Source organism: Velazquezella soli (assembly GCF_977018685.1).
Map to the genome: position 1 here is coordinate 1766736 of NZ_CDRNXF010000004.1, position 19010 is coordinate 1785745.

A 19010-nucleotide genomic window follows, 5' to 3' on the forward strand; every position below is an offset into this window, starting at 1 on the left:
TTTGTCGTTGAAGCGATCCGATCAGGGATCGATGGAGAACACGACGTTGACGTTGACCGTGTAGCTGGTCTCGCCGGCCGCCACCGGGACGCCGTTGCCGGAATCCTTTGCCATTGTCATGCGCATCATCGGCGGGGCCATGGGCGGTGCCGAATTCTCGCTGATCTCCATGATGCGGCCAAGCTTGACGCCGGCAGCTTCCGTCAGCGTCTTTGCCTTGGCGAGCGCTTCGGCAACGGCTGCCTTGCGCGCCTGCGTCATCACTTCGTCGGTATTGGTATTGGTGAACTCGATCTGTCCGCCCTGGTTGACACCGAGCTTGACCGTCTTGTCGATCAGACCGCCGAGCTTTTCGAGATCGCGCACCTTAAGCGTCAGCGTGTTGGACACTTCGTAGCCGATGATTTCCTGCGGCGGCTCGATGCCGTCCTTCGGGGCTACCTGGCGATATTGCGGGTAGATCGCAAAGCTGCTGGTCTGGACGTCGCGATCGGCAATGCCTTCAGCCTTGATGGCGGCGAGCACTTCGCTCATTGCCGTGTTGTTGGCGGAGACGGCCGCATCGGCGGTCTTTGCCTGCCTCACGACGGCAAGCGACAGGATCGCCATATCGGGCGCGACCGCGGCCTTGCCCTCACCGGACACGCTGATGATCGGTTCGCGCGGCGTGCGGGCTTCCTGCGCAGAGGCGACCGTTGCCGGAAACGGCGACAGCGGGAGGAAGGCCGTGCCGAGGGCAAGGGCTAGGAAAGCCGGCGCGAGAGAAGGGGCGGTGGGCAAACGGCGCATTGTGTCTCCTTTGATACTGGTTGTTCGACCTCGACGATCCCGGCCAAATGCCTGAGTTGAAAGCCGAACACCCTCTAGGTGACGTGTGATTGTGAACCTATTGCGGCGAGGCCTTGTGAGCGTTCACAATTTGAGCTAGACGGACCCTTGCGACCGGCGAACCATTGCGCCAGTCGTCATGCCTTCAAAGGGCAGGGCCTGTAGCTCAATGGTTAGAGCCGGCGGCTCATAACCGCTTGGTTGGGAGTTCGAGTCTCTCCGGGCCCACCATTGTTTTATCTATTGCTTCGTAGCCTCATTGTAGCCGGACGCGAATTTCCGGAATTTTGTCACGAGGTTTAGTAACTCCACATCTGTGTGGTGCCGGTTGTGAAACGTTAGATAGTCTCACCATGCTCCTCGGACAAATGTGTTCGTATCAGGTCTCTGCGGCTCGACACACGTCTCAGCGATTGCGATGGAGTAGTCACGAGGTCGCAACGCAATATGCGATCGATGCCTTCGTCACCTTGTTGAAGGCCGCCGTAGGGAACACCGCGCCTGCGGTTAGTAGCGCGAGGAGCAGTCCAGCTTGTTGCCAGCATATCCACGCACGCAGTCCTTCCAAACGAGAGCCAAATCGTTTCCAATTCCCTCGTAGTGCAGTTTACTTTCTCTGCTAATTTCCGATTTCACCACGCTGAAAGATCCGGAAGAGGTTGGGACCTCCCCATTGATGTAGTTGATACCTCCATTCGCTTCTGCCGATCTCTACGAAGAGAGACTCCGCTCACGCCGACTAATGGTTCAACATAGGCCCCGCCAGCTATCAAGTCGTCATCGACGATGACTGCAACCTACCTAGACCTCCTCGGGACCATTTGGGTATCGTTGCCGCCGATCAAATTTGTCATTGTGCCGAATAGCGGGCTCTTCAAAACCCCGTACCTAATCGCAACTGCGTCGTCTTTGCCTGCAAATTCAGGACTATTCGCGGTCCAATTGGGACTACCATTCAGAGCCGCGCAAAGCTGGCCGTGCAGCAGACTCAGTCAGTCCTGCTGCTTTTCTTTCAATCAATCCCCGAAGAAGCTCAACCCGATCAAGCCATTTGCGGCAAAGCCGGCGGCGGCCGTTGCAAGGGGGAGATAGATCCGCGACATAAGCGGACTCAAGGTACCCCATCTGAAGCTCGCGGCCTGCTTGATCTTTTGAGACTGGCGGATCTTTTCGGCATTCGCCTTGCGGATCTCGGTGGCCTGCTGGCGGGCCTGCGCCCGCTCGGCGATACGTGCATCTATCCGTTGCTGGCGTTTCACCTGCTTGGTTCGTTCGCGGATCTCTTCGTAAGATTTACCCTGGTTGAGATGTCCTTCCCGGCCGATCCGCTCATCGATAACGAGCGACTGCTGGTAGATCTGTTGAAGCTGTTCGGTGGGAATGCCTGGCGTGCAGAAATAGTGCTCGAACATCGCCATGTTGAAATGCAGCACGGATTGCGCCACGTGCCGGCCGTCCATCCCCCACTGGTTGCGATAAACGTGGCTCCCCGCCTCATAGGAGGGGAAATAATAGAGTGACGAATCATTCGGCGAACGGTCGCGATAGAACTGGTCAAAGGCGGCTCGGATAATAGCCTTGGAAACGGAGTTCGCCGCAATCGCACTCACCGACCGGAATGTAGCCGTCAGCGGAATCGGCGACACTGAAAACATGATCTTCGCCTCCGGCCGGAATCGGCGGATGATCTCGTAGATGGCGTTGATATTTCTCAGTGTCTCCTCGAAGGTGGAGACGCGGAACTTGTGGCGAGAAGCATCGAACTTGTCCTTCGGCACGGCGCGCCAGAACACTTCCTTGGTCGGCTCGTCATACCAGATCTCCGACAGGCCGAGCGTGATGATGAACATCTCCGCCTCGTCGAACAGTTGCTTGGTGACGAGCCGCACTTCTTCGCCATACCCAAATTCCTCGGCCTTGTAGCCGTGCCAGAGATCCCCCTCGGGCACCTTGTTCAGCCAGGCGCATTCGAACTGCTGCAGGATGGCGAATGTATTCACCATGCCATCGCCCATTTTTGTCACATAGGCCTTGTTGTCTTTCTTGGTCAGCACATTGTAGCCGCGATCGTGCAGATAGGTGCTGATATTGGTCGCGAAACAGGAACCGAAAGCAACGACCGGGGTTTCCTTCGCCAGAAAAGGCGCCGTCGGCTTCCAGCCTGCGATGATGTATTTGTCGATCGCGTCCGCCACCTTCAGCGAAGCGGGCGTGGGATAGAAATTCGTGTTCTCACCACGATAGAAGCTCTGGGAGGTCGTCTTCTTCTGGCCATCCTGCTCGTAGACAAATGTCGACATCTACAATCCCCTTCGAAATTCTTACAACGTATGCTTCCTGATAGCTTGTCAATTTTTCGTTGTGGATGCAACCTAACCGCGTCGCATGTTCCCTCGGATAGAAGCGTGTAGGCAACTCCCTCTGCGCGAGTACGATATGACCGGCCGAGCCTTCAATCCTGATGTCATCCGGCTGTGCGAGCACACGTCTTGATCGCTTCCTGGAAATAGATGAACCTGTCGGACGATCCCGGTTTTGACGGCGCTATATCTTCTCCGATGAAAGCTCCCAACTCATGGTGCTCAAGGCTTAGTTTATTTCGATGAATCTTAAGTTGCATCATTGAAGCACCTGAGCTTAGTGCTTGTACGCGACGTGAGCATAAGAGCTCACGATACATGTATTTGGATTCCCATGTGAGTTGGCACCGCATCAAGATACTTTGCGTCGCCGCCATGCTTAACGCACGTTGCAGCGGCTTCGGCAAAGTTTTTGCTGGTGCGTGGGAGACCTGTGACAGCAGTCGTTTCGACTGAGCGAGAGGTCTGGTTCATAGCTGATCCTGCGAGGTCGTCGTTCAAAAGATTGCAACAAGATCAGGGGGAGGGCGGAGGGGCGATTTAGCACTAACAGCATTGCTTTTGCTGCGCTAATCGAATTTCTCCGTGTCCACCACATCAACAGTACTTATTAACATCGTGCGAGCGAGCGATCCGTCCCCTCAGCATCGGCAGGTGACTGGAGAGCCCTCGGATCCGTTTTCAGCCCCTTTCGGCAAGGGCAACGGCCCGCGCGACGATACGGGCGAGCGTTCCGTCGTTGAAGGCCTGGGCCAGCATCCCCTCGTTGAATCGATCACCGCGCACCAGCGTTGTCAAAAGGTGGGCCATGTCATCCTGTGAAGCGGTTTCGATCGCCATCGGCGTCGTGATCATATGCTGGTAGCTCTGGCGAAGACCGTCGCTTGACCAGTCGATCTCCGGCCGCACCCAATTGGCCGAAACCACGGCTTCGATAAAACCAAGTCCGCCTTCCGAGAAGGCGTAGTAGGGAGATTGCATGACGCCGGCTTCCGTCCCTCCGCCGGACCAAGCGCCGAATGTGAAGTCCGGGTCGGCGAAGACGGCTCCGTACGCGAGGAGAGGGGCCATATCGGGTGGTGGCTGCATGGTGGAATGCGTCCTTGCGGCTAAAGGGGTCTTGTCGACGTTTCGATTTGGGTTGCAAACGTGCTGGCGAGTTAAACCGGGTGGCCGATCAACGGCAATAGAAGTTCGATCTGCGGGTCGGGATTTTCCCGGCGAGACCAATCTGGCCAGACTTGTCCGTCGATAATACTCCATGCCGATCCGCAATAAGTGGCCGCAGCGACAGATGATGCATTTTCTTATTCGGCTGCTGGGAAGGCGCGAAGCGACCAGCGCTGCGGATCAGGCCTGGGTTGATGCGATTGAGGCAGCCTATCTCGCCAACGAGTTCGGGCATTTGCGGATTTTTGCCGATGGGCGCAATGCCGGCCTGGATTACAGCCCGTTGCGGTTCGGCGGATATTACCGCTGCGTCGAGACGCTGCATGCCAACGGCGGCGGCGTGATGGAGGCCGGCGAAGAGGCATGGTTCCTTGGTTATTACGTTTTACCCTATGACAACGTGCTGCGGCTGCACTTCCACGCCGGGCGGCAGGAAAAGCTGATCACCTTTGCCGGGGTCTATCCCGAAACAGAAACGCTCATCTATTCGGCCTTTATCGAGCGACCGGAGCGCTACCTGGAACAGGTACCCGCTCCACGGGAAAAAGCTGCCGGACTTGCTGTGTTGCGCGAAAAGCTGATTTCGTTGCGGAGAAGCCGCAGCCGTTGGTGAAGGCTGATCCGGACCTCTTCCTATGCGCCGTCCGTGGCGGATCAATCGTTACGAACGGATCCTATCCCCAAACAAAAAAAGCGCCCCCCGCGGTATCGCGAAGAGCGCTTTTGGGGAAAAACTGCTGATTAGCAGTTGGTGCCCTGGACGGTTGTGCCGGTGTTGTTCGGGAGGTTGCCCGAGTTGGCTGCGTCACCTGGCTGGCCGCCGTTGTTGCACTTCTTGCTGCCTTCGCCCATCGTGCTGCTGCTCGGCATGGTGCTGTTGGTAGCTGTCGAATCGACGGTGCCGGAAGCTGCTGGCTTCGGCGGGATGTTGCCACCTTCGCCTGCGGTGTTCTGCTGTACATTGCTGCGGTCTGCGGCGGTGCCGGACGTTGCCGTCTGGGCCATAGCCGACGTTGCGAGACCAGCGGAAAGGATCGTTACTGCGAGAAGCTTCATCATTATGGTGTTTCCTTGTATTCCCTACGGTGACTTAACCCGATGGCGGGCAAAAGGTTTCCTCACATTAGCAAAAGATCTTCATGCGGGCGGGCCGTGGGTTTTTGATGATTGGCAGCTTCGTCGGTTCGGTTGCGTCATTCGGGAGCACGGTTGCCGGCAACTTCTAGGCCACTCGCTGGCGACTGGTCGGCCACGAGGCAGCTGGTGGCGTTCGTGCATGGTCGGTTCGCTTCGTTCGCCATGCCGTAGCCCCGCTCTGTGGATAACCCCATGTCGGGTGAATTCCGGCTTTTGTCACCCCAGCAATTTTCTTGACCTTCGGCTTCAATTATAAGCAGCCTGCAGTTCAGGACCGCATGGGAGGCGAGACGGTTGCAGACGATTTTGAGCATCGGTATCGATGCGCTCGCCTATGGCATGATCCTGTTCGTGATTTCGATCGGGCTTTCGGTGACGATGGGGCTGATGCGGGTAGTCAATCTCGCCCATGGTGCCTTCGCGATGATCGGCGGCTACGTCGCCTCCTACGTTTCGCGGGATCTCGGCCTTGGCTATGCGCCGGCTATCCTTGCCGCCGTGGTTGCGACGATCGTGATTGCGGTGCCGATCGAGCGGTTTCTCTATCGGCGCATCTATGGCGCGCCTGAATTGACGCAGGTGCTGATGACGATCGGCATCACCTTTTGCATCATCGGGCTTGCCAATTACCTGATGGGGCCGACGCTGAAGACCATTCCGCTTTCGGATGTGCTGCAGCAGCCGGTCGATCTCGGTTTCCGCAGCATTTCCGCGCATCGTCTGTTTGCAATCTTCTGCGGTCTTGCCGTGGCACTTTGCCTGTGGCTTGCAATCGAGAAGACCGGTTTCGGCATCAGGTTGCGGGCCTCGGTCGACAATGCGGCGATGGCCTCAGCGCTCGGGGTTCGCACGGAAATCATCTATGCGGTCAGCTTTGCGGTCGCGGTCGGTCTTGCGGCCTTCGGCGGCGTGGTCGGGGCCGAATTGCTGCCGGTCGAGCCCTATTATGCGCTGCGCTATCTCGTGACATTCCTGGTCGTCGTTTCCGTCGGCGGGGCAGGCTCGATCGGGGGCACGCTGCTCGCTTGCCTGCTGCTCGGCGCGGTCGATACGACTGGCCGCTATCTGCTGCCCGAGTTCGGCGAGTTCTTCTTCTACCTTGCGGTGATCGCCATCATCTGCGTGTTTCCGAACGGCCTCATGAAGGGGGCCAAGTAGAATGGCGGTTGATGTGAGTTCAAGGGATATGGGCGCCATGCGCCGGCGCCGTTCGCTGATGCGCGATGTCGTAGGGGTCGGCGTGATCGTTCTTGCCGCGGCGATCGGCTATTTTGCCTTTCCGGACAATCTAGCGCTTCTGACGCGCATCATCGCGGTGGCGCTGCTCGTGCTGTCGCTCGATCTGGTCACCGGCTATTGCGGCGTGGCGACGCTTGGTCATGCGGCGCTGTTTGGCAGCGGCGCCTATGCGGCCGGCATTCTGTCTGCCCATTTCGGCATCAACGATCCGCTGCTGATGACGCTTGCGGGTCTTATCGGTGGAGCGCTTGCCGGGCTGTTGTCGGGGCTCGTCATGCTGCGTGCCCATGGCCTGCCGCAGCTGGTTCTGTCGATCGCGCTAATTCATCTGTTTCACGAGCTTGCCAACAAGATGTCGTCCTTTACCGGTGGCAGCGACGGTCTTTCGGGGATCGCGCCGGATCCGATCTTCGGCCGTTTCGAATTCGATCTGTTCGGCAATACGGCCTATGTCTTTGCGGTCGTGATGCTGCTCGTCGTATTCGTTCTCCTGCGCATTCTCGTGCGGTCTCCATTCGGCATGCTGTGCCGCGGGCTGAAGGAGGATCCGCTGCGGATCCGGGCGATGGGCGCCTCGCCGAAGCGGGCTATCGTCAAGATGTATGGCATTTCCGGCGCGGTCGCGGGGCTGGGCGGCGCGCTCAACGCCATCTCCACGCAGGTGGTCGGGCTCGATACGCTGTCGTTTACCCAGTCGGCGGAGGCGCTGGTCATGCTGGCACTCGGCGGCACCGGCTCGCTGTTCGGGGCCCTTGCCGGCACCGTCGCGTTCATGATGTTCCAGGACTATGTGTCCTCCGTCAATCCGTTCCACTGGCTGACCATGGTCGGCGCGCTTCTGATTGCGGTGGTGCTGTTTGCGCCGAAGGGCATCTACGGAACGGTGGCGGCGCTTCTTGAAAAACGACGGGAGGGACGGCCATGACCGCAGCTGTCGGAAACCCCGTGTTCGAAGTCGTCTCCCTCAAAAAGTCGTTTGGCGGGCTGGTGGTCACGGACGATGTTTCGCTGTCCATGGCGGCGGGCGATCGGGTGGCGTTGATCGGCCCGAACGGTGCCGGCAAGACGACCTTCGTCAATCTGGTGACGGGAACGCTGGCCCCCAGTTCCGGCGAGGTGCGGCTGGGTGGCGAGGTGATCACGGGGCTCGACGCGAGTGCTCGCGTCAAACGCGGGCTGGTGCGGTCCTTCCAGGTGACACGGCTGTTTCAGGATATGACGGCGGCAGAGCATCTGGGCCTTGCGGTCCTGCAGCGGGAAGGGCGGTCCGGCCGCATCTTCGGCAATTTCCTGACCATGCCTGACGTGATGCAGGAGGTGGAGCACCGTCTCGAGACGTTGCGGCTGACCGCGCTCATGCACCGCAAGGTCCGCGAGATCGCCTATGGTCAGCAGCGTCTTCTGGAAATCGCCATCGCGCTTGCGTTGAAGCCGAAAGTGCTGCTGCTCGACGAACCGGCGGCCGGCGTGCCGCAGAGCGATGTCGGGCTGATCGAGCAGGCTCTCAACGAACTGCCGGCCGATCTGGCGGTGCTGATGATCGAGCATGACATGGATCTCGTCTTCCGGTTTGCCAAAAAGGTCGTGGTGCTTGCCGCCGGCGCCGTCATCTTCGACGGCGCGCCGGGCGACGCCACACGCGATCCCCGCGTCAGGGAAGCCTATCTGGGGAGCTATGCCGATGCCGGCCGCGTCGCTTGAGATCGAAAACCTGTCGGCGGGCTACGGCCCGACCAAGGTGCTGGAAGACATTACCATCACGGTTCCGGCCGGACGGCGGCTCGCCGTCCTCGGCCGCAACGGAATGGGCAAGACGACGCTGCTTGCGAGCCTTGCCGGGCAGACCCGTCGTTATGGTGGCCGCATCTCCCTCGACGGTGCCGATATCAGCACTGCCGCGAGCGCCGACCGGGCCCGTGCGGGACTGGGTTACGTGCCGCAGGAACGCTGCGTCTTCCCGAGCCTGACAGTGGAGGAAAACTTGTTCGTCGGCCTCAAGGCGCGCCCGAAGGATGCGATCGAGGAGGCCTATGCCATGTTTCCGCGGCTGAAGGAGCGGCGCAGCAATCTGGGCAACCAGCTTTCCGGCGGCGAGCAGCAGATGCTGACGACGGCCCGCACTATTCTCGGCCGTCCCTCGGTGCTGCTTCTTGACGAACCGCTGGAGGGTCTCGCCCCCGTCATCTGCGAGGAATTGATGATTGCCTTCGCGGCACTTGCGACCTCAGGCGACATGACCATCCTACTGGTGGAGCAGCGGATCCAGAGCGCGCTCGATTTCGCGGAAGATGTCATCATTCTGGAGCGCGGGCGCATTGCCTGGAGCGGCACGCCGGATGCTCTCTCGAAGGATCAGCAGACCGTGGACCGACTGCTCGGTGTCGGCGGTCTGCATTGACGGAGAGCTCGGGGCGGATCGCAAGTCTCGCGATGTATCTCGCGCCGCCACCGGTTGCGGAGGCGACCGATGCGCTGTGGGCGCTTGTTGCCCGCAGGCTGACCGATGCCGGCATGGAAGGGGTTCCCGGTACGCTCGATCGTTCGATCTCCCATGACGATGCCTGGCTGCGGCCGGATCTGCTATTGTCGCAGACCTGCGGATACCCTTACGTCACCAGTCTGCGCGCAAACGTGCGGCTGGTGGCGACGCCCTGCTATGCCTATCCGGGTTGCTACGGCCCGGATATGCGAAGCTTCGTGATCGTCCGCAAGGATGCGGGGATATCCTCGCTTGAAGATCTGCGCGGGCGGACGGCGGCGATCAACAGTCGCGACAGCAATTCGGGCGCCAATCTGTTTCGCGCCGCGATCGCGCCGATTGCGCGCGGACCACGCTTCTTCGGAAGGGTGATCGAAACCGGCGGGCATGCGGCCAGCATCGCGGCGGTTGCCGAGGGCAGGGCGGGTTGCGCTGCGATAGACTGCATCACGTACGGTCATATGGCGCGGTTCTCGCATGAAGATCTGGCTGATATCGTCGTGCTGGCAGAGACCCCGTCCGGCCCCGGCCTGCCGCTTATCACCCGGGCGTCTGCATCCGATGACGAGGTGGCGCTTTTGCGATGCGCGCTTGAGGCCGCCCTTGTCGATCCGTCGCTTGCGGATGCGCGTGACGTGCTGGCGCTGACCAGTTTCGCGGTTCTCGACGATTCCCGTTACGAGAGGCTGCTCGAGCTTGAGCGGCAGGCCGCAGCGCTTGGCTATCCTGCCGTCGCCTGACACATCGACGCCGCTGCCGGGACTTTGCCTTATCCCTTGAGACGCCTATCGTAGCGCCTTCGCCGACCCCGGCCTTTCAAGGGACGCTGCCCGTGACGATCCTTCTCGACAAGGCACTGACGTGGCGTGATGTGGCTCACGTTGCGGAAGGCGAGGATCTCGCGCTTTCGCAAGGGGCTTGGGACCGCGTCGCCTATGCCCGACGCATCGTCGAGGCGTTGGTGGAAAACGGCGCGAGGGCGTACGGCATCACGACGGGTGTCGGGGCGCTGTCCGATACGGTCGTCGATCGCGAGTCGCAGAGCCGGCTTTCGCGCAATATCGTCATGAGCCATGCCTGTGGTGTCGGGCCACTGCTTGGCCGCCGCGAGGTGCGGGCGGTGATCGCGGCGCAGATCGCCAATTTCGCGCATGGGTATTCGGGGGTACGCCCTGATATCGTTCAATACCTCTGCCGGTTTCTCGAGGCCGATTGCGTTCCGGATATGCCGTCCAAGGGCTCGGCTGGTTACCTCATCCACAACGCCCATACGGCGCTGGTGCTTATCGGCGAGGGGCATGCATCCGTGGCGGGGGAGCGGATGACCGGCCGCGCGGCGCTTGCCGCAATCGGGCTCGAGCCGCTGGTGCTCGGCGCCAAGGAAGGGCTCAGCCTCGTCAATGGCACCGCCTGCTCGACCGGGCTTGCCTGCGTGGCACTTGTCCGGGCCGAACGGCTGCTTAACTGGGCCGATGCGATTGCCGCGGTGACGTTGGAGGCTGCCGGGTGCCAGATGTCGGCTTTCGGCGAGGATGTGCTGGCGCTGAGACCTTCGGCCGGCATTGCCAGCGTCGGAGCGGCATTGCGGTCGCGTCTTCAGGGAAGCGGTATCATCGCGGCCGCGGTCGGGCGTCGAACACAGGATGCGCTGAGCCTTCGCGCGATACCGCATGCGCATGGCGCGGCCCGCGACGTGTTTGCCCATGCCTGCGGGATCGTCGATCAGGAGCTTGCCTCCGTCACCGACAACCCCGCAATCGCCGGGACGCCGGATGCGCCGCTGGTCTGGTCCGAAGCCCATGCGGTGGCGCCGGCGCTCGGTCACGCCGCCGATGCTCTGGCAGCTGCGATTGCCCAGGTTGCGGCCATGAGCGAGCGTCGCATCGACCGACTGGTCAATCCGCTGGTGAGCGGCCTGCCGCCGTTTCTCGCGACCGATGCGGGAAGCCATTCCGGTTTCATGATCGCGCAGTATACCGCTGCCGCACTCGTCAACGACAACCGCCGGCTGGCCGCGCCCGCGTCGACGGATGGCGGTCTGACCTCGGGGCTTCAGGAGGATTTCCTGGCGCATCCGACCGCGGCAGCCAACAAGCTGCTCGCCATACTCGACAATGCCGAACGGGTGCTTGCGATCGAATTGATGGCGGGCGTCCAGGCGCAGGACATTCTCGCCGAAACCAATTCTCCCGCAAACGGCACCCGCGTCGTGCATGATTTGGTGCGGCAGCATGTGGCCATCTACGCGGACGATCGCCCGCTGGGTCAGGATATGGACTTGCTGCGCCAACTCATCGCCGGCAATCCGCCGCCGCCTGCTTGACCTCCCTCGCGCATCTTATAGTATGAGTTAGGTCATCATGTATGATGACATTGTGATAGGAAGCTGTCCTGGGGAGGATCAATGCTGAAGAGACTTTTGCTGACCGGCGCCGCCGGCGGGCTTGCGCGCGGAATTCGTCCGCTGCTGAGCGAGCTTGCAGAAGAAGTGGTGCTGTCGGATCTCACCGACATCGATGATCCCGGTGCGAACCAGAGTTTCGTGCGCTGCGATCTGTCCGATGCCGCAGCCGTCGCCAAACTGGTTGAAGGCGTCGACGGTATCATCCATCTCGGCGGTGTTTCGATCGAAAAACCGTTCGACATGATCCTGCAGGCCAATATCGTCGGCCTCTACAATCTGTATGAAGCCGCCCGCCACAGCGGCAAGCCGCGCATCGTATTTGCCAGTTCCAACCATGTCGTCGGCTATTACAGACGCGACGAATTCATCGACAACAGCGTCGCACCGAAGCCGGACTCGCTCTATGGTGTTTCCAAAGTGTTCGGCGAGGCGGTTGCCAGCATGTACTGGCAGAAGTTCGCCCAGGAGACGCTGTCGATGCGGATCGGATCCTGCTTCGACAAGCCGCTGACCCGTCGTATGCTGGCAACATGGCTGAGCTACCAGGATTTCGTATCGCTTTGCGGGCGGGCCTTCTCCGCTCCAAGGCTTGGCCATACGGTGGTCTACGGCGCTTCGGCAAACGATGAACAGTGGTGGGACAACGGCAACGCGTCCTTCCTTGGCTGGAGACCGCAGGACACATCCGCCAAATGGCGCGTGGAAGTGGAGGCGGCGGCGGTTGACGATCCGGCCGATCCCGCGGTCATTTATCAAGGCGGTGCATTCACCACGGCCGGGCATCCGGACGATATCTGAGATAGGAATTTTGTAATGACGATCTACCAGAACCTGATTGCCGGCGAATGGGTCGGCTCGGATGCGTCCGAGAATATCAGCCCGTCCGACACGAAAGATGTCGTGGGGCTTTATGCAAGGGGGAGTGCCGAGGATACCAAGACCGCGATCGCGGCCGCCAAGGCTGCGTTTCCCGCATGGTCGCGTTCCGGCATTCTCGAGCGGCACGCGATCCTGAAAAAGACCGCGGACGAGATCCTGGCCCGCAAGGAAGAGCTCGGCAAGCTGCTGGCGCGCGAAGAAGGAAAGATCCTTCCCGAGGCGATCGGCGAAGTGACGCGCGCGGCGCAGATCTTCGATTTCTTCGCGGGCGAAGCGCTGCGCCTGACCGGCGAGATCGTGCCGTCGGCACGGCCGGGCATCACCGTCGAGATTACCCGCGAACCGCTCGGCGTCATCGGCATCATCACGCCGTGGAATTTTCCGATCGCCATTCCGGCGTGGAAGATCGCGCCGGCGCTTTGCTACGGCAACACGGTCGTGTTCAAGCCAGCCGAACTCGTGCCGGGCTGCGCCTGGGCGATCGTCGATATTCTCCACCGCGCCGGCCTGCCGAAGGGCGTGCTCAACCTGGTGATGGGAAGCGGCTCGGTGGTCGGTCAGGCCATGCTCGACAGCCGGGATCTCGGCGGTATCACGTTCACAGGCTCGACCGGCACCGGCAAGAGGGTGGCGCTTGCCTCGATCGAGCATAACCGCAAGTTCCAGCTGGAAATGGGCGGCAAGAACCCGATGGTGGTGCTTGACGATGCCGATCTTTCGGTCGCCGTGGAAGCCGCTGCCAATTCCGGCTTCTTCTCCACCGGCCAGCGCTGCACGGCATCGTCGCGGCTAATCGTGACGGAAGGTATTCACGACAGGTTCGTGGCTGCCATGACCGACAAGCTGAAGTCACTGATCGTTGACAACGCGCTGAAGGCCGGCACGCATATCGGTCCCGTCGTCGACGAACGGCAGCTCAAGCAGGATACCGACTATATCGAGATCGGCAAAAGCGAAGGCGCCAAGCTTGCCTTCGGCGGTGAGGTGGTGTCCCGCGATACTCCCGGCTTCTATCTTCAGCCGACGATGTTTACCGAAGCGACCAACCAGATGCGCATCAGCCACGAAGAGATTTTCGGACCGGTCGTGTCGGTCATCCGGGTCAAGGATTACGACGAGGCGCTCTCCGTTGCCAACGATACCCCGTTCGGCCTTTCCGCCGGCATCGCGACGACCAGCCTGAAGCATGCGACGCATTTCAAGCGGAACTCCGAAGCCGGGATGGTGATGGTCAACCTGCCGACGGCGGGCGTCGACTTCCACGTTCCGTTCGGTGGCCGCAAGGCTTCGTCGTTCGGTTCACGCGAACAAGGCAAGTATGCAGCGGAATTCTTCACGATCGTGAAGACGGCCTATACGCTGCCGTAACCAAAACTTTGGCCCCGGCGTAGCGGATGTTACGCCGGGTCCAATCACCGTGATCCTCTGCAGCAGTCGGCCGCAATTGGCAGGGATTGATGCACGCGCTTAAACTTGATAACCAAAGCCAAGTTTAATGTGCCACGGTGACTTCATGACCTTCCAGCCTCGGATGCGAAACCAGATCGAAGGTTTTTCGGTCATCGGCGGCATGCGTCGGCGGCACTGGAATGGGATCACTGCAGATCTGTGGGATGTGGAATGCGGTCCGCATGCGGGTGGCTACTATGTAGCGCAGGATCCGCGGCTTTTCATCCTGCTGGAGCACCGGGGTGGCGGACGGCCGTTGGTGAAATGCAGTCCGCGGGCGGGTGGCTCGCCGCAGGACAGCTGCGAGAGCCCGATCTCCTATATCCCGGCCGAAATGGATCTCTGGGTCGACATCGAAGACGTCCAGTATGTGCGGCACCTCGACATTCATTTCGATGCGGATGGTTTGCGGCGCAGGCTGATGGACGAACTCGATCCGCGGCGTCTGACCGAGCCGCATCTTCTGTTTGCCGATCCGCGCGTGATGTCGCTGGCGCAGCTGATCGCGACGGAAGTTGCCAGTCCGGACCCGCTCCATGATCTCTACGGCGATGGCCTGACGGTCGCGCTGCTCGTCGATGTGCTGAAGATCGCCAAGCTGTCGGACGCTCGCAAGCGCAGCACGCTTGCCCCGTGGCAGTTGCGGCGCGCCGTGGAATTCATCGAGGCCAATTGCCTTCGCAGCATTCGGCTGCAGGAGATCGCGACCCTGACGGGGTTGTCGCAATCGCATTTCAGCCACTCGTTCAAGGCATCCACCGGGTTTGCACCGCACGAGTGGCAGATGAATGCGCGTCTCGACCGTGCCAAGCAGATGCTGATTTCCGGCGCCCGGCCGCTGACCGAAATCGCGGTCGAGAGCGGCTTTGCCGATCACGCCCATTTCAGCCGCGTGTTCCGCAAGCATGTGGGCACCACGCCGTCGAAATGGAAAAAGTCACACTCGATTTGAATCGGCGGTGGCGAGGTCCCGTCGGCGAACTTTGCCCAAGATCGTTCAAATATCGCGGATGCGGGCAAGCGACGGCTTTTAATTTGAGTTAAACACTCATCTATTGTGCCAGGTAGTGTGGCGGCGTGAGTGGGGCGAATATGAGTGGAATTGTGGGGAAGAACAAGGTGAAGGCGGCGCTTGGGGCAGGGGTTGCCCTGATGGCGCTCAGCGCATCCTTTAGCGCGCGGGCGCAGGTGCAGAGCGAGGGGACAACGCTTGCACCGATCGTGATCGAGGGCCAAGGAACGGAAGGCGGCGGTACCGGCCCTGTTGAGGGTTACGTCGCCAAGCAGACCACGACGGGGTCCAAGACCGATACGCCGATCAATGAAATTCCGCAGTCCGTATCCGTCGTCGGGCGCGAGGAACTGGAGGATCGAGGCGTCGTCGATAAGGTCGATCAGGCGCTTCTCTATACGCCCGGCGTCTTTGCGCAGCCTTACGGTTCGGATCCCGATACCGACTGGATTTTTGTGCGCGGCTTCAACGCTTCGCAGACGGGTCTCTTCTACGACAATCTGGCTCTGACCAGTCACGCTTTCGGCAATTTCCAGATCGATCCGTTCCTGCTGGAGCGCGTGGAAGTTCTTAAAGGCCCGGCATCGGTTCTGCTCGGGGGCGCCAATGCCGGCGGTGTCGTGAACCTGGTGCGCAAGCGCCCCACGGACGAGCCCTATTTCTACACCGAGCTCGGAGTGGACAGCAACGGCAGCGGTTATGCAGGCTTCGACTTCTCGGACAAGGCGCTCGGCAGCGATGTCGTCAGCTACCGCTTCACGGGCAAGCTTTCCGGCGGCCAGGGCTATTCGGATGAGCAGGATGATATCCGCGGCGTGTTCATGCCGCAGATCACATTCCAGCCGACCGACACGACCAGCCTCAATGTCTGGGGCTCCGTCAGCAAGCTCGATCAGACCCATACGTCCAACGGTCTGCTGCCCTATACCGGCACGGTGGAAAACAATCCCGTGTTCGGCAAGCTTGACCGAGACGTGTTTGTCGGCGACCCCGATTTCGATATCGGTCGCTCAACCCAGGCAATGGTCGGCTACGAGTTCGAGCACGAATTCGACAGCGGCTGGAAGTTCACGCAGAACCTGCGCTACGCGCATCTCGACAAGCGCGAACGCCAGATCTACGCATTCGACTTCCTGTCCCAGACCGATGGCCTGGTGCTGACCTACGCCGATGATGTGCGGTCTTCGGCCGACTCCTTCAATGTCGATAACCGGTTGGAGAACGAGTTCGAGCTTGGCGGCGCCAGCCACAAGGTCATGGTCGGCGTGGATTACCGCTATTATCGTCTCGATAACGATCAGCTGGCGACAGCGTTCGGAGCCTATCCGCCGCAATACGATCCGCTCAACCCGAGCAATGACCTGCCAAACCCGACGCTCGTGCCGTCGACGCATCAGGTCTATACGATCAATCAGGTCGGTGCTTATGTTCAGGATCAGATCAAGTTCGGCGGAGGTTGGGTCGCCACACTCAACGGTCGCTTCGACTATCTCGAAAGCGAGGTTGACGACCGCCTCGGCACCGGTGATGCCGAACTGAACGATACCGCCTGGAGCGGCCGTGCGGGCATCGCCTACGAATTCGAAAACGGTGTGACGCCCTATGCCAGCGTCGCCACCTTCTTCAGCCCGCTTGTCGGCACCGGTGCGGATGGCGCGCTGAAGCCCGAAGAAGGCGAGCAGTACGAGGCCGGCGTCAAGTACGAGCCGACCTGGCTCGACGGAAGTCTGACGGCGTCTGTATTCCAGATCGACAAGCAGAACTACACGGTCAGTGTCCCGGCCATCGGTGACCGTCAGCTCGGCGAAGTCCGCTCACGCGGTGTTGAACTCGAAGGCAAGTTCAATCTCGATCGCAACTGGAAGCTCATCGCTGCCGCCTCCTACACCGATCTCGAGTTCACCGAAAACCCTGGCGATTCCTCGCTGGAGGGCAATACGCCGGCGGTGGTGCCGAACGCGCAGACTTCGCTCTGGCTGGACTACACGGTCACGGACGGACCGCTCGCAGGCCTGGGTCTCGGGGCCGGCGTGCGCTACCGCGGCGAGTCTTGGGCTGACGACGCCAATACGCTTCGCGTGAAGGATGCGACCGTGTTCGATGCGGGTATCCGCTATGAAAAGAACGACTGGAAAGCTGCTCTCAACGTGACCAACCTGTTCGACAAGGAATACGTCGCAGGCTGCAACACGATGTATTTCTGCGGCTACGGCGAAGCCCGTACGCTGACCTTGAAAGTCAGTAAGGTTTGGTAACTTGACAAACTGAGTAAACTTTAGCAGGAAGGCCCTACGGGGCCTTTCACACTGACCGGCTCATGAGACTGTTGACGAACGGGTGAGCGCAGAGGAGCGCGGCGGGAATGTTGATGGACAGGTTTACGCTTTCCGGCCAGGCAATTCCGGTCGACCCGGAGCGCATGCTGTGCGAAATCTGCGAACATTTCGTCGAGCATAGCGAGGTCAAGCGCGACGGCGACCACGTCAATCTCGCAAGCGAGGTTGGCGAAGCCAATATCCGCAAGCAGGGCGGCTGCCTTTCGATCGATATTTCCTGCCCGTCGGCGCAGTTGCTGCAGCTCGTGCGCAGCTCGATTGCCGAGCATCTTTTCATGTTTGCCGGCGAAGAGCCGCTTGAGCTGAACTGGCATGACGAAGCGGTCCTGACGCCGATCCCGGGCCTTACCGAAATTCGCGTCGTTGCCGCACGGCATGTAACGCCGCATATGCGCCGCCTGACGCTTGCCTGCGACGACATTGCCCGGTTCGTCGGCGCCGACTACCACATTCGCCTGCTGATCCCGAAGAAGGGCCGCAAGCCCGTCTGGCCGGTTACCCGTGCGGATGGTCGCCTCGGCTGGCTGAACGGCGAAGACGAAATGGTGATCCGCATCTACACGATCCGCAGCGTCGATGTGGTCCGCGGCGAGATGGATATCGACTTCGTTCTACACGAAAGCGACGGCCGACCGATGCCCGGTGCCGAGTTCGGCCGCCATGCCGAACCGGGCGATGTCGCAGGTCTGCTCGGACCCGGCGGCGGCGGTTTGCCGGATGCCCGGCACATGATCCTTGCCGGCGACGATACGGCCTTGCCGGCGATTTCCCGCATTCTGGCCGAAGCGCCTGCCGATGCGCGGCTGCAGGTGTTTATCGAAGTCGACGACGTTGCCGATCAGTTGCCGCTCTGCTCCAGGGCGTCGGTCGAGATCACGTGGCTGCATCGCAAGGGGATTGCGCCTGGCAAAGCCGGGATCCTCGGTCCCGTCGTTCTTCCTGTCATCGAGCAGGCGGGGCCCGACACCTTTATCTGGATCGGATGCGAGAAGTCCGAAGCTCGGCCGATCCGCAATCATCTCAAGTCCCGCGGCCACGACAAGAAGCGCATGTGCGTGATCGGATACTGGGGCGAGAACAAGCACTGAGAGCGATTGCCGTGGGGCAAAGGCCCGAATCGTCGGGTGTGAGCGGCAACATGGTTGACGCCGGCATGGCGAAGCAGATAGGACGCCATCGTTCCCTTTTAGGGAACGGTGCGGAGAGGTGGCCGAGTGGTCGAAGGCGCTCCCCTGCTAAGGGAGTATACCCGGAAGGGTATCGTGGGTTCGAATCCCATCTTCTCCGCCACTATTTTCCCAGATCGTTTCGTCTCGACATCTTTTCTGGGAACTTTTGTACCTTCAGAAAGATAAGTCAGGAACCACCTCGCGACGTACCCGTTGATAGTCATTCACCTATCAAGAAGGATACCCCATGGCTCGCGATATTTCCTCCGACATCGATCGTCTGTCCGATCAGCTCGCCGACCTGCGTTCGGCTCTCATGAAACAGGCCAGCTCTTCGGCAAGCGAGGCATCCAGCTATCTCGCGCCGCGTGCCCGTCAGGTGGCGCGGCAGTTGCAGCACGGCAGCCATGACATTTCGGAGGTCGTACGCCGCAACCCGGGTACCGCAACCGGTGCACTCGTCGGCGCGCTTGCGATTGGAGCCGCGATCGGCTTCCTTCTGTATAGTGCCGCTGAGCGCGACTAATAAGACCTGAAACAGGCGCATG

The 19010-nt window shown here is 60.6% G+C and carries 17 protein-coding genes and 2 tRNA genes; 15 read left to right on the forward strand and 4 right to left on the reverse strand.

The window, feature by feature from the left end:
* Positions 1-21 precede the first annotated feature (21 nt).
* Positions 22-789: an SIMPL domain-containing protein gene (locus AC0JZ8_RS12100; RefSeq protein ID WP_471892592.1), complete on the reverse strand. Its 768-nt coding sequence runs from the start codon at positions 787-789 to the stop codon at positions 22-24.
* 194 nt (positions 790-983) lie between these two features.
* On the opposite strand from AC0JZ8_RS12100, the gene AC0JZ8_RS12105 reads away from it, so the two are divergent.
* Positions 984-1059, forward strand: a tRNA-Ile gene (locus AC0JZ8_RS12105).
* A gap of 785 nt (positions 1060-1844) precedes the next feature.
* Here AC0JZ8_RS12105 and AC0JZ8_RS12110 read toward each other — a convergent pair.
* A complete protein-coding gene (locus AC0JZ8_RS12110; RefSeq protein WP_471892593.1) occupies positions 1845-3128 on the reverse strand; it encodes a GSCFA domain-containing protein in 1284 nt (427 codons plus the stop codon).
* Positions 3129-3869: 741 nt separating this feature from the next.
* Positions 3870-4277, reverse strand: coding sequence for a DUF6508 domain-containing protein (locus AC0JZ8_RS12115; RefSeq protein ID WP_430243083.1), 408 nt, complete (start codon positions 4275-4277; stop codon positions 3870-3872).
* A 205-nt stretch (positions 4278-4482) separates the two neighbouring features.
* Between AC0JZ8_RS12115 and AC0JZ8_RS12120 the strand changes: the two genes are divergently transcribed.
* Positions 4483-4971, forward strand: coding sequence for a hypothetical protein (locus AC0JZ8_RS12120; protein ID WP_471892594.1), 489 nt, complete (start codon positions 4483-4485; stop codon positions 4969-4971).
* 128 nt (positions 4972-5099) lie between these two features.
* On the opposite strand, the gene AC0JZ8_RS12125 is transcribed toward AC0JZ8_RS12120, so the two are convergent.
* A complete protein-coding gene (locus tag AC0JZ8_RS12125) occupies positions 5100-5417 on the reverse strand; it encodes a hypothetical protein (protein ID WP_062455952.1) in 318 nt (105 codons plus the stop codon).
* Between the two features lie 372 nt (positions 5418-5789).
* Between AC0JZ8_RS12125 and AC0JZ8_RS12130 the strand changes: the two genes are divergently transcribed.
* The 13 genes from AC0JZ8_RS12130 to AC0JZ8_RS12190 all read left to right on the forward strand — a co-directional run bounded on the left by AC0JZ8_RS12130 (position 5790) and on the right by AC0JZ8_RS12190 (position 18988).
* A complete protein-coding gene (locus AC0JZ8_RS12130) occupies positions 5790-6653 on the forward strand; it encodes a branched-chain amino acid ABC transporter permease (RefSeq protein WP_274598248.1) in 864 nt (287 codons plus the stop codon).
* Position 6654: 1 nt separating this feature from the next.
* The gene (locus tag AC0JZ8_RS12135) at positions 6655-7659 is read left to right on the forward strand and encodes a branched-chain amino acid ABC transporter permease (RefSeq protein WP_471892595.1); all 1005 of its coding nucleotides are present in this window, start codon (positions 6655-6657) and stop codon (positions 7657-7659) included.
* On the forward strand, positions 7656-8435 hold the full coding sequence (locus AC0JZ8_RS12140; RefSeq protein ID WP_471892596.1) for an ABC transporter ATP-binding protein: 780 nt from the start codon (positions 7656-7658) through the stop codon (positions 8433-8435). Before AC0JZ8_RS12135 ends, AC0JZ8_RS12140 begins: the two co-directional genes overlap by 4 nt.
* Positions 8416-9132 (forward strand): ABC transporter ATP-binding protein, encoded by a 717-nt coding sequence (locus tag AC0JZ8_RS12145; protein WP_471892597.1) that lies wholly within the window; start codon positions 8416-8418, stop codon positions 9130-9132. The genes AC0JZ8_RS12140 and AC0JZ8_RS12145 overlap by 20 nt, the downstream gene beginning before the upstream one ends.
* 32 nt (positions 9133-9164) lie before the next feature.
* Positions 9165-9953, forward strand: a complete 789-nt coding sequence (locus tag AC0JZ8_RS12150; protein ID WP_471893365.1) for a phosphate/phosphite/phosphonate ABC transporter substrate-binding protein — start codon at positions 9165-9167, stop codon at positions 9951-9953.
* Between the two features lie 92 nt (positions 9954-10045).
* Positions 10046-11536 (forward strand): HAL/PAL/TAL family ammonia-lyase, encoded by a 1491-nt coding sequence (locus AC0JZ8_RS12155; RefSeq protein ID WP_471892598.1) that lies wholly within the window; start codon positions 10046-10048, stop codon positions 11534-11536.
* 81 nt (positions 11537-11617) lie between these two features.
* On the forward strand, positions 11618-12415 hold the full coding sequence (locus tag AC0JZ8_RS12160) for an NAD-dependent epimerase/dehydratase family protein (protein WP_471892599.1): 798 nt from the start codon (positions 11618-11620) through the stop codon (positions 12413-12415).
* A 15-nt stretch (positions 12416-12430) separates the two neighbouring features.
* Complete coding sequence (locus AC0JZ8_RS12165) at positions 12431-13864, forward strand: aldehyde dehydrogenase family protein (RefSeq protein WP_471892600.1); 1434 nt, start codon at positions 12431-12433, stop codon at positions 13862-13864.
* 145 nt (positions 13865-14009) lie between these two features.
* A complete protein-coding gene (locus tag AC0JZ8_RS12170; protein ID WP_471892601.1) occupies positions 14010-14897 on the forward strand; it encodes a helix-turn-helix domain-containing protein in 888 nt (295 codons plus the stop codon).
* 140 nt (positions 14898-15037) lie between these two features.
* Positions 15038-17212 (forward strand): TonB-dependent siderophore receptor, encoded by a 2175-nt coding sequence (locus AC0JZ8_RS12175; protein ID WP_471892602.1) that lies wholly within the window; start codon positions 15038-15040, stop codon positions 17210-17212.
* 113 nt (positions 17213-17325) lie between these two features.
* The gene (locus tag AC0JZ8_RS12180) at positions 17326-18381 is read left to right on the forward strand and encodes a DUF2218 domain-containing protein (RefSeq protein ID WP_471892603.1); all 1056 of its coding nucleotides are present in this window, start codon (positions 17326-17328) and stop codon (positions 18379-18381) included.
* A 112-nt stretch (positions 18382-18493) separates the two neighbouring features.
* Positions 18494-18583, forward strand: a tRNA-Ser gene (locus AC0JZ8_RS12185).
* Positions 18584-18709: 126 nt separating this feature from the next.
* The gene (locus AC0JZ8_RS12190; RefSeq protein ID WP_062581198.1) at positions 18710-18988 is read left to right on the forward strand and encodes a hypothetical protein; all 279 of its coding nucleotides are present in this window, start codon (positions 18710-18712) and stop codon (positions 18986-18988) included.
* The last annotated feature ends 22 nt before the right edge of the window (positions 18989-19010 follow it).

Coding starts and splice junctions, on each gene's coding strand:
- AC0JZ8_RS12150 (WP_471893365.1), top strand. CDS start 9,165: ATGTATCTCGCGCCGCCACCGGTTGCGGAGGCGACCGATGCGCTGTGG.
- AC0JZ8_RS12140 (WP_471892596.1), top strand. CDS start 7,656: ATGACCGCAGCTGTCGGAAACCCCGTGTTCGAAGTCGTCTCCCTCAAA.
- AC0JZ8_RS12120 (WP_471892594.1), top strand. CDS start 4,483: ATGATGCATTTTCTTATTCGGCTGCTGGGAAGGCGCGAAGCGACCAGC.
- AC0JZ8_RS12110 (WP_471892593.1), bottom strand. CDS start 3,128: ATGTCGACATTTGTCTACGAGCAGGATGGCCAGAAGAAGACGACCTCC.
- AC0JZ8_RS12115 (WP_430243083.1), bottom strand. CDS start 4,277: ATGCAGCCACCACCCGATATGGCCCCTCTCCTCGCGTACGGAGCCGTC.
- AC0JZ8_RS12135 (WP_471892595.1), top strand. CDS start 6,655: ATGGCGGTTGATGTGAGTTCAAGGGATATGGGCGCCATGCGCCGGCGC.
- AC0JZ8_RS12175 (WP_471892602.1), top strand. CDS start 15,038: ATGAGTGGAATTGTGGGGAAGAACAAGGTGAAGGCGGCGCTTGGGGCA.
- AC0JZ8_RS12160 (WP_471892599.1), top strand. CDS start 11,618: ATGCTGAAGAGACTTTTGCTGACCGGCGCCGCCGGCGGGCTTGCGCGC.
- AC0JZ8_RS12100 (WP_471892592.1), bottom strand. CDS start 789: ATGCGCCGTTTGCCCACCGCCCCTTCTCTCGCGCCGGCTTTCCTAGCC.
- AC0JZ8_RS12190 (WP_062581198.1), top strand. CDS start 18,710: ATGGCTCGCGATATTTCCTCCGACATCGATCGTCTGTCCGATCAGCTC.
- AC0JZ8_RS12165 (WP_471892600.1), top strand. CDS start 12,431: ATGACGATCTACCAGAACCTGATTGCCGGCGAATGGGTCGGCTCGGAT.
- AC0JZ8_RS12180 (WP_471892603.1), top strand. CDS start 17,326: ATGGACAGGTTTACGCTTTCCGGCCAGGCAATTCCGGTCGACCCGGAG.
- AC0JZ8_RS12170 (WP_471892601.1), top strand. CDS start 14,010: ATGACCTTCCAGCCTCGGATGCGAAACCAGATCGAAGGTTTTTCGGTC.
- AC0JZ8_RS12145 (WP_471892597.1), top strand. CDS start 8,416: ATGCCGGCCGCGTCGCTTGAGATCGAAAACCTGTCGGCGGGCTACGGC.
- AC0JZ8_RS12125 (WP_062455952.1), bottom strand. CDS start 5,417: ATGATGAAGCTTCTCGCAGTAACGATCCTTTCCGCTGGTCTCGCAACG.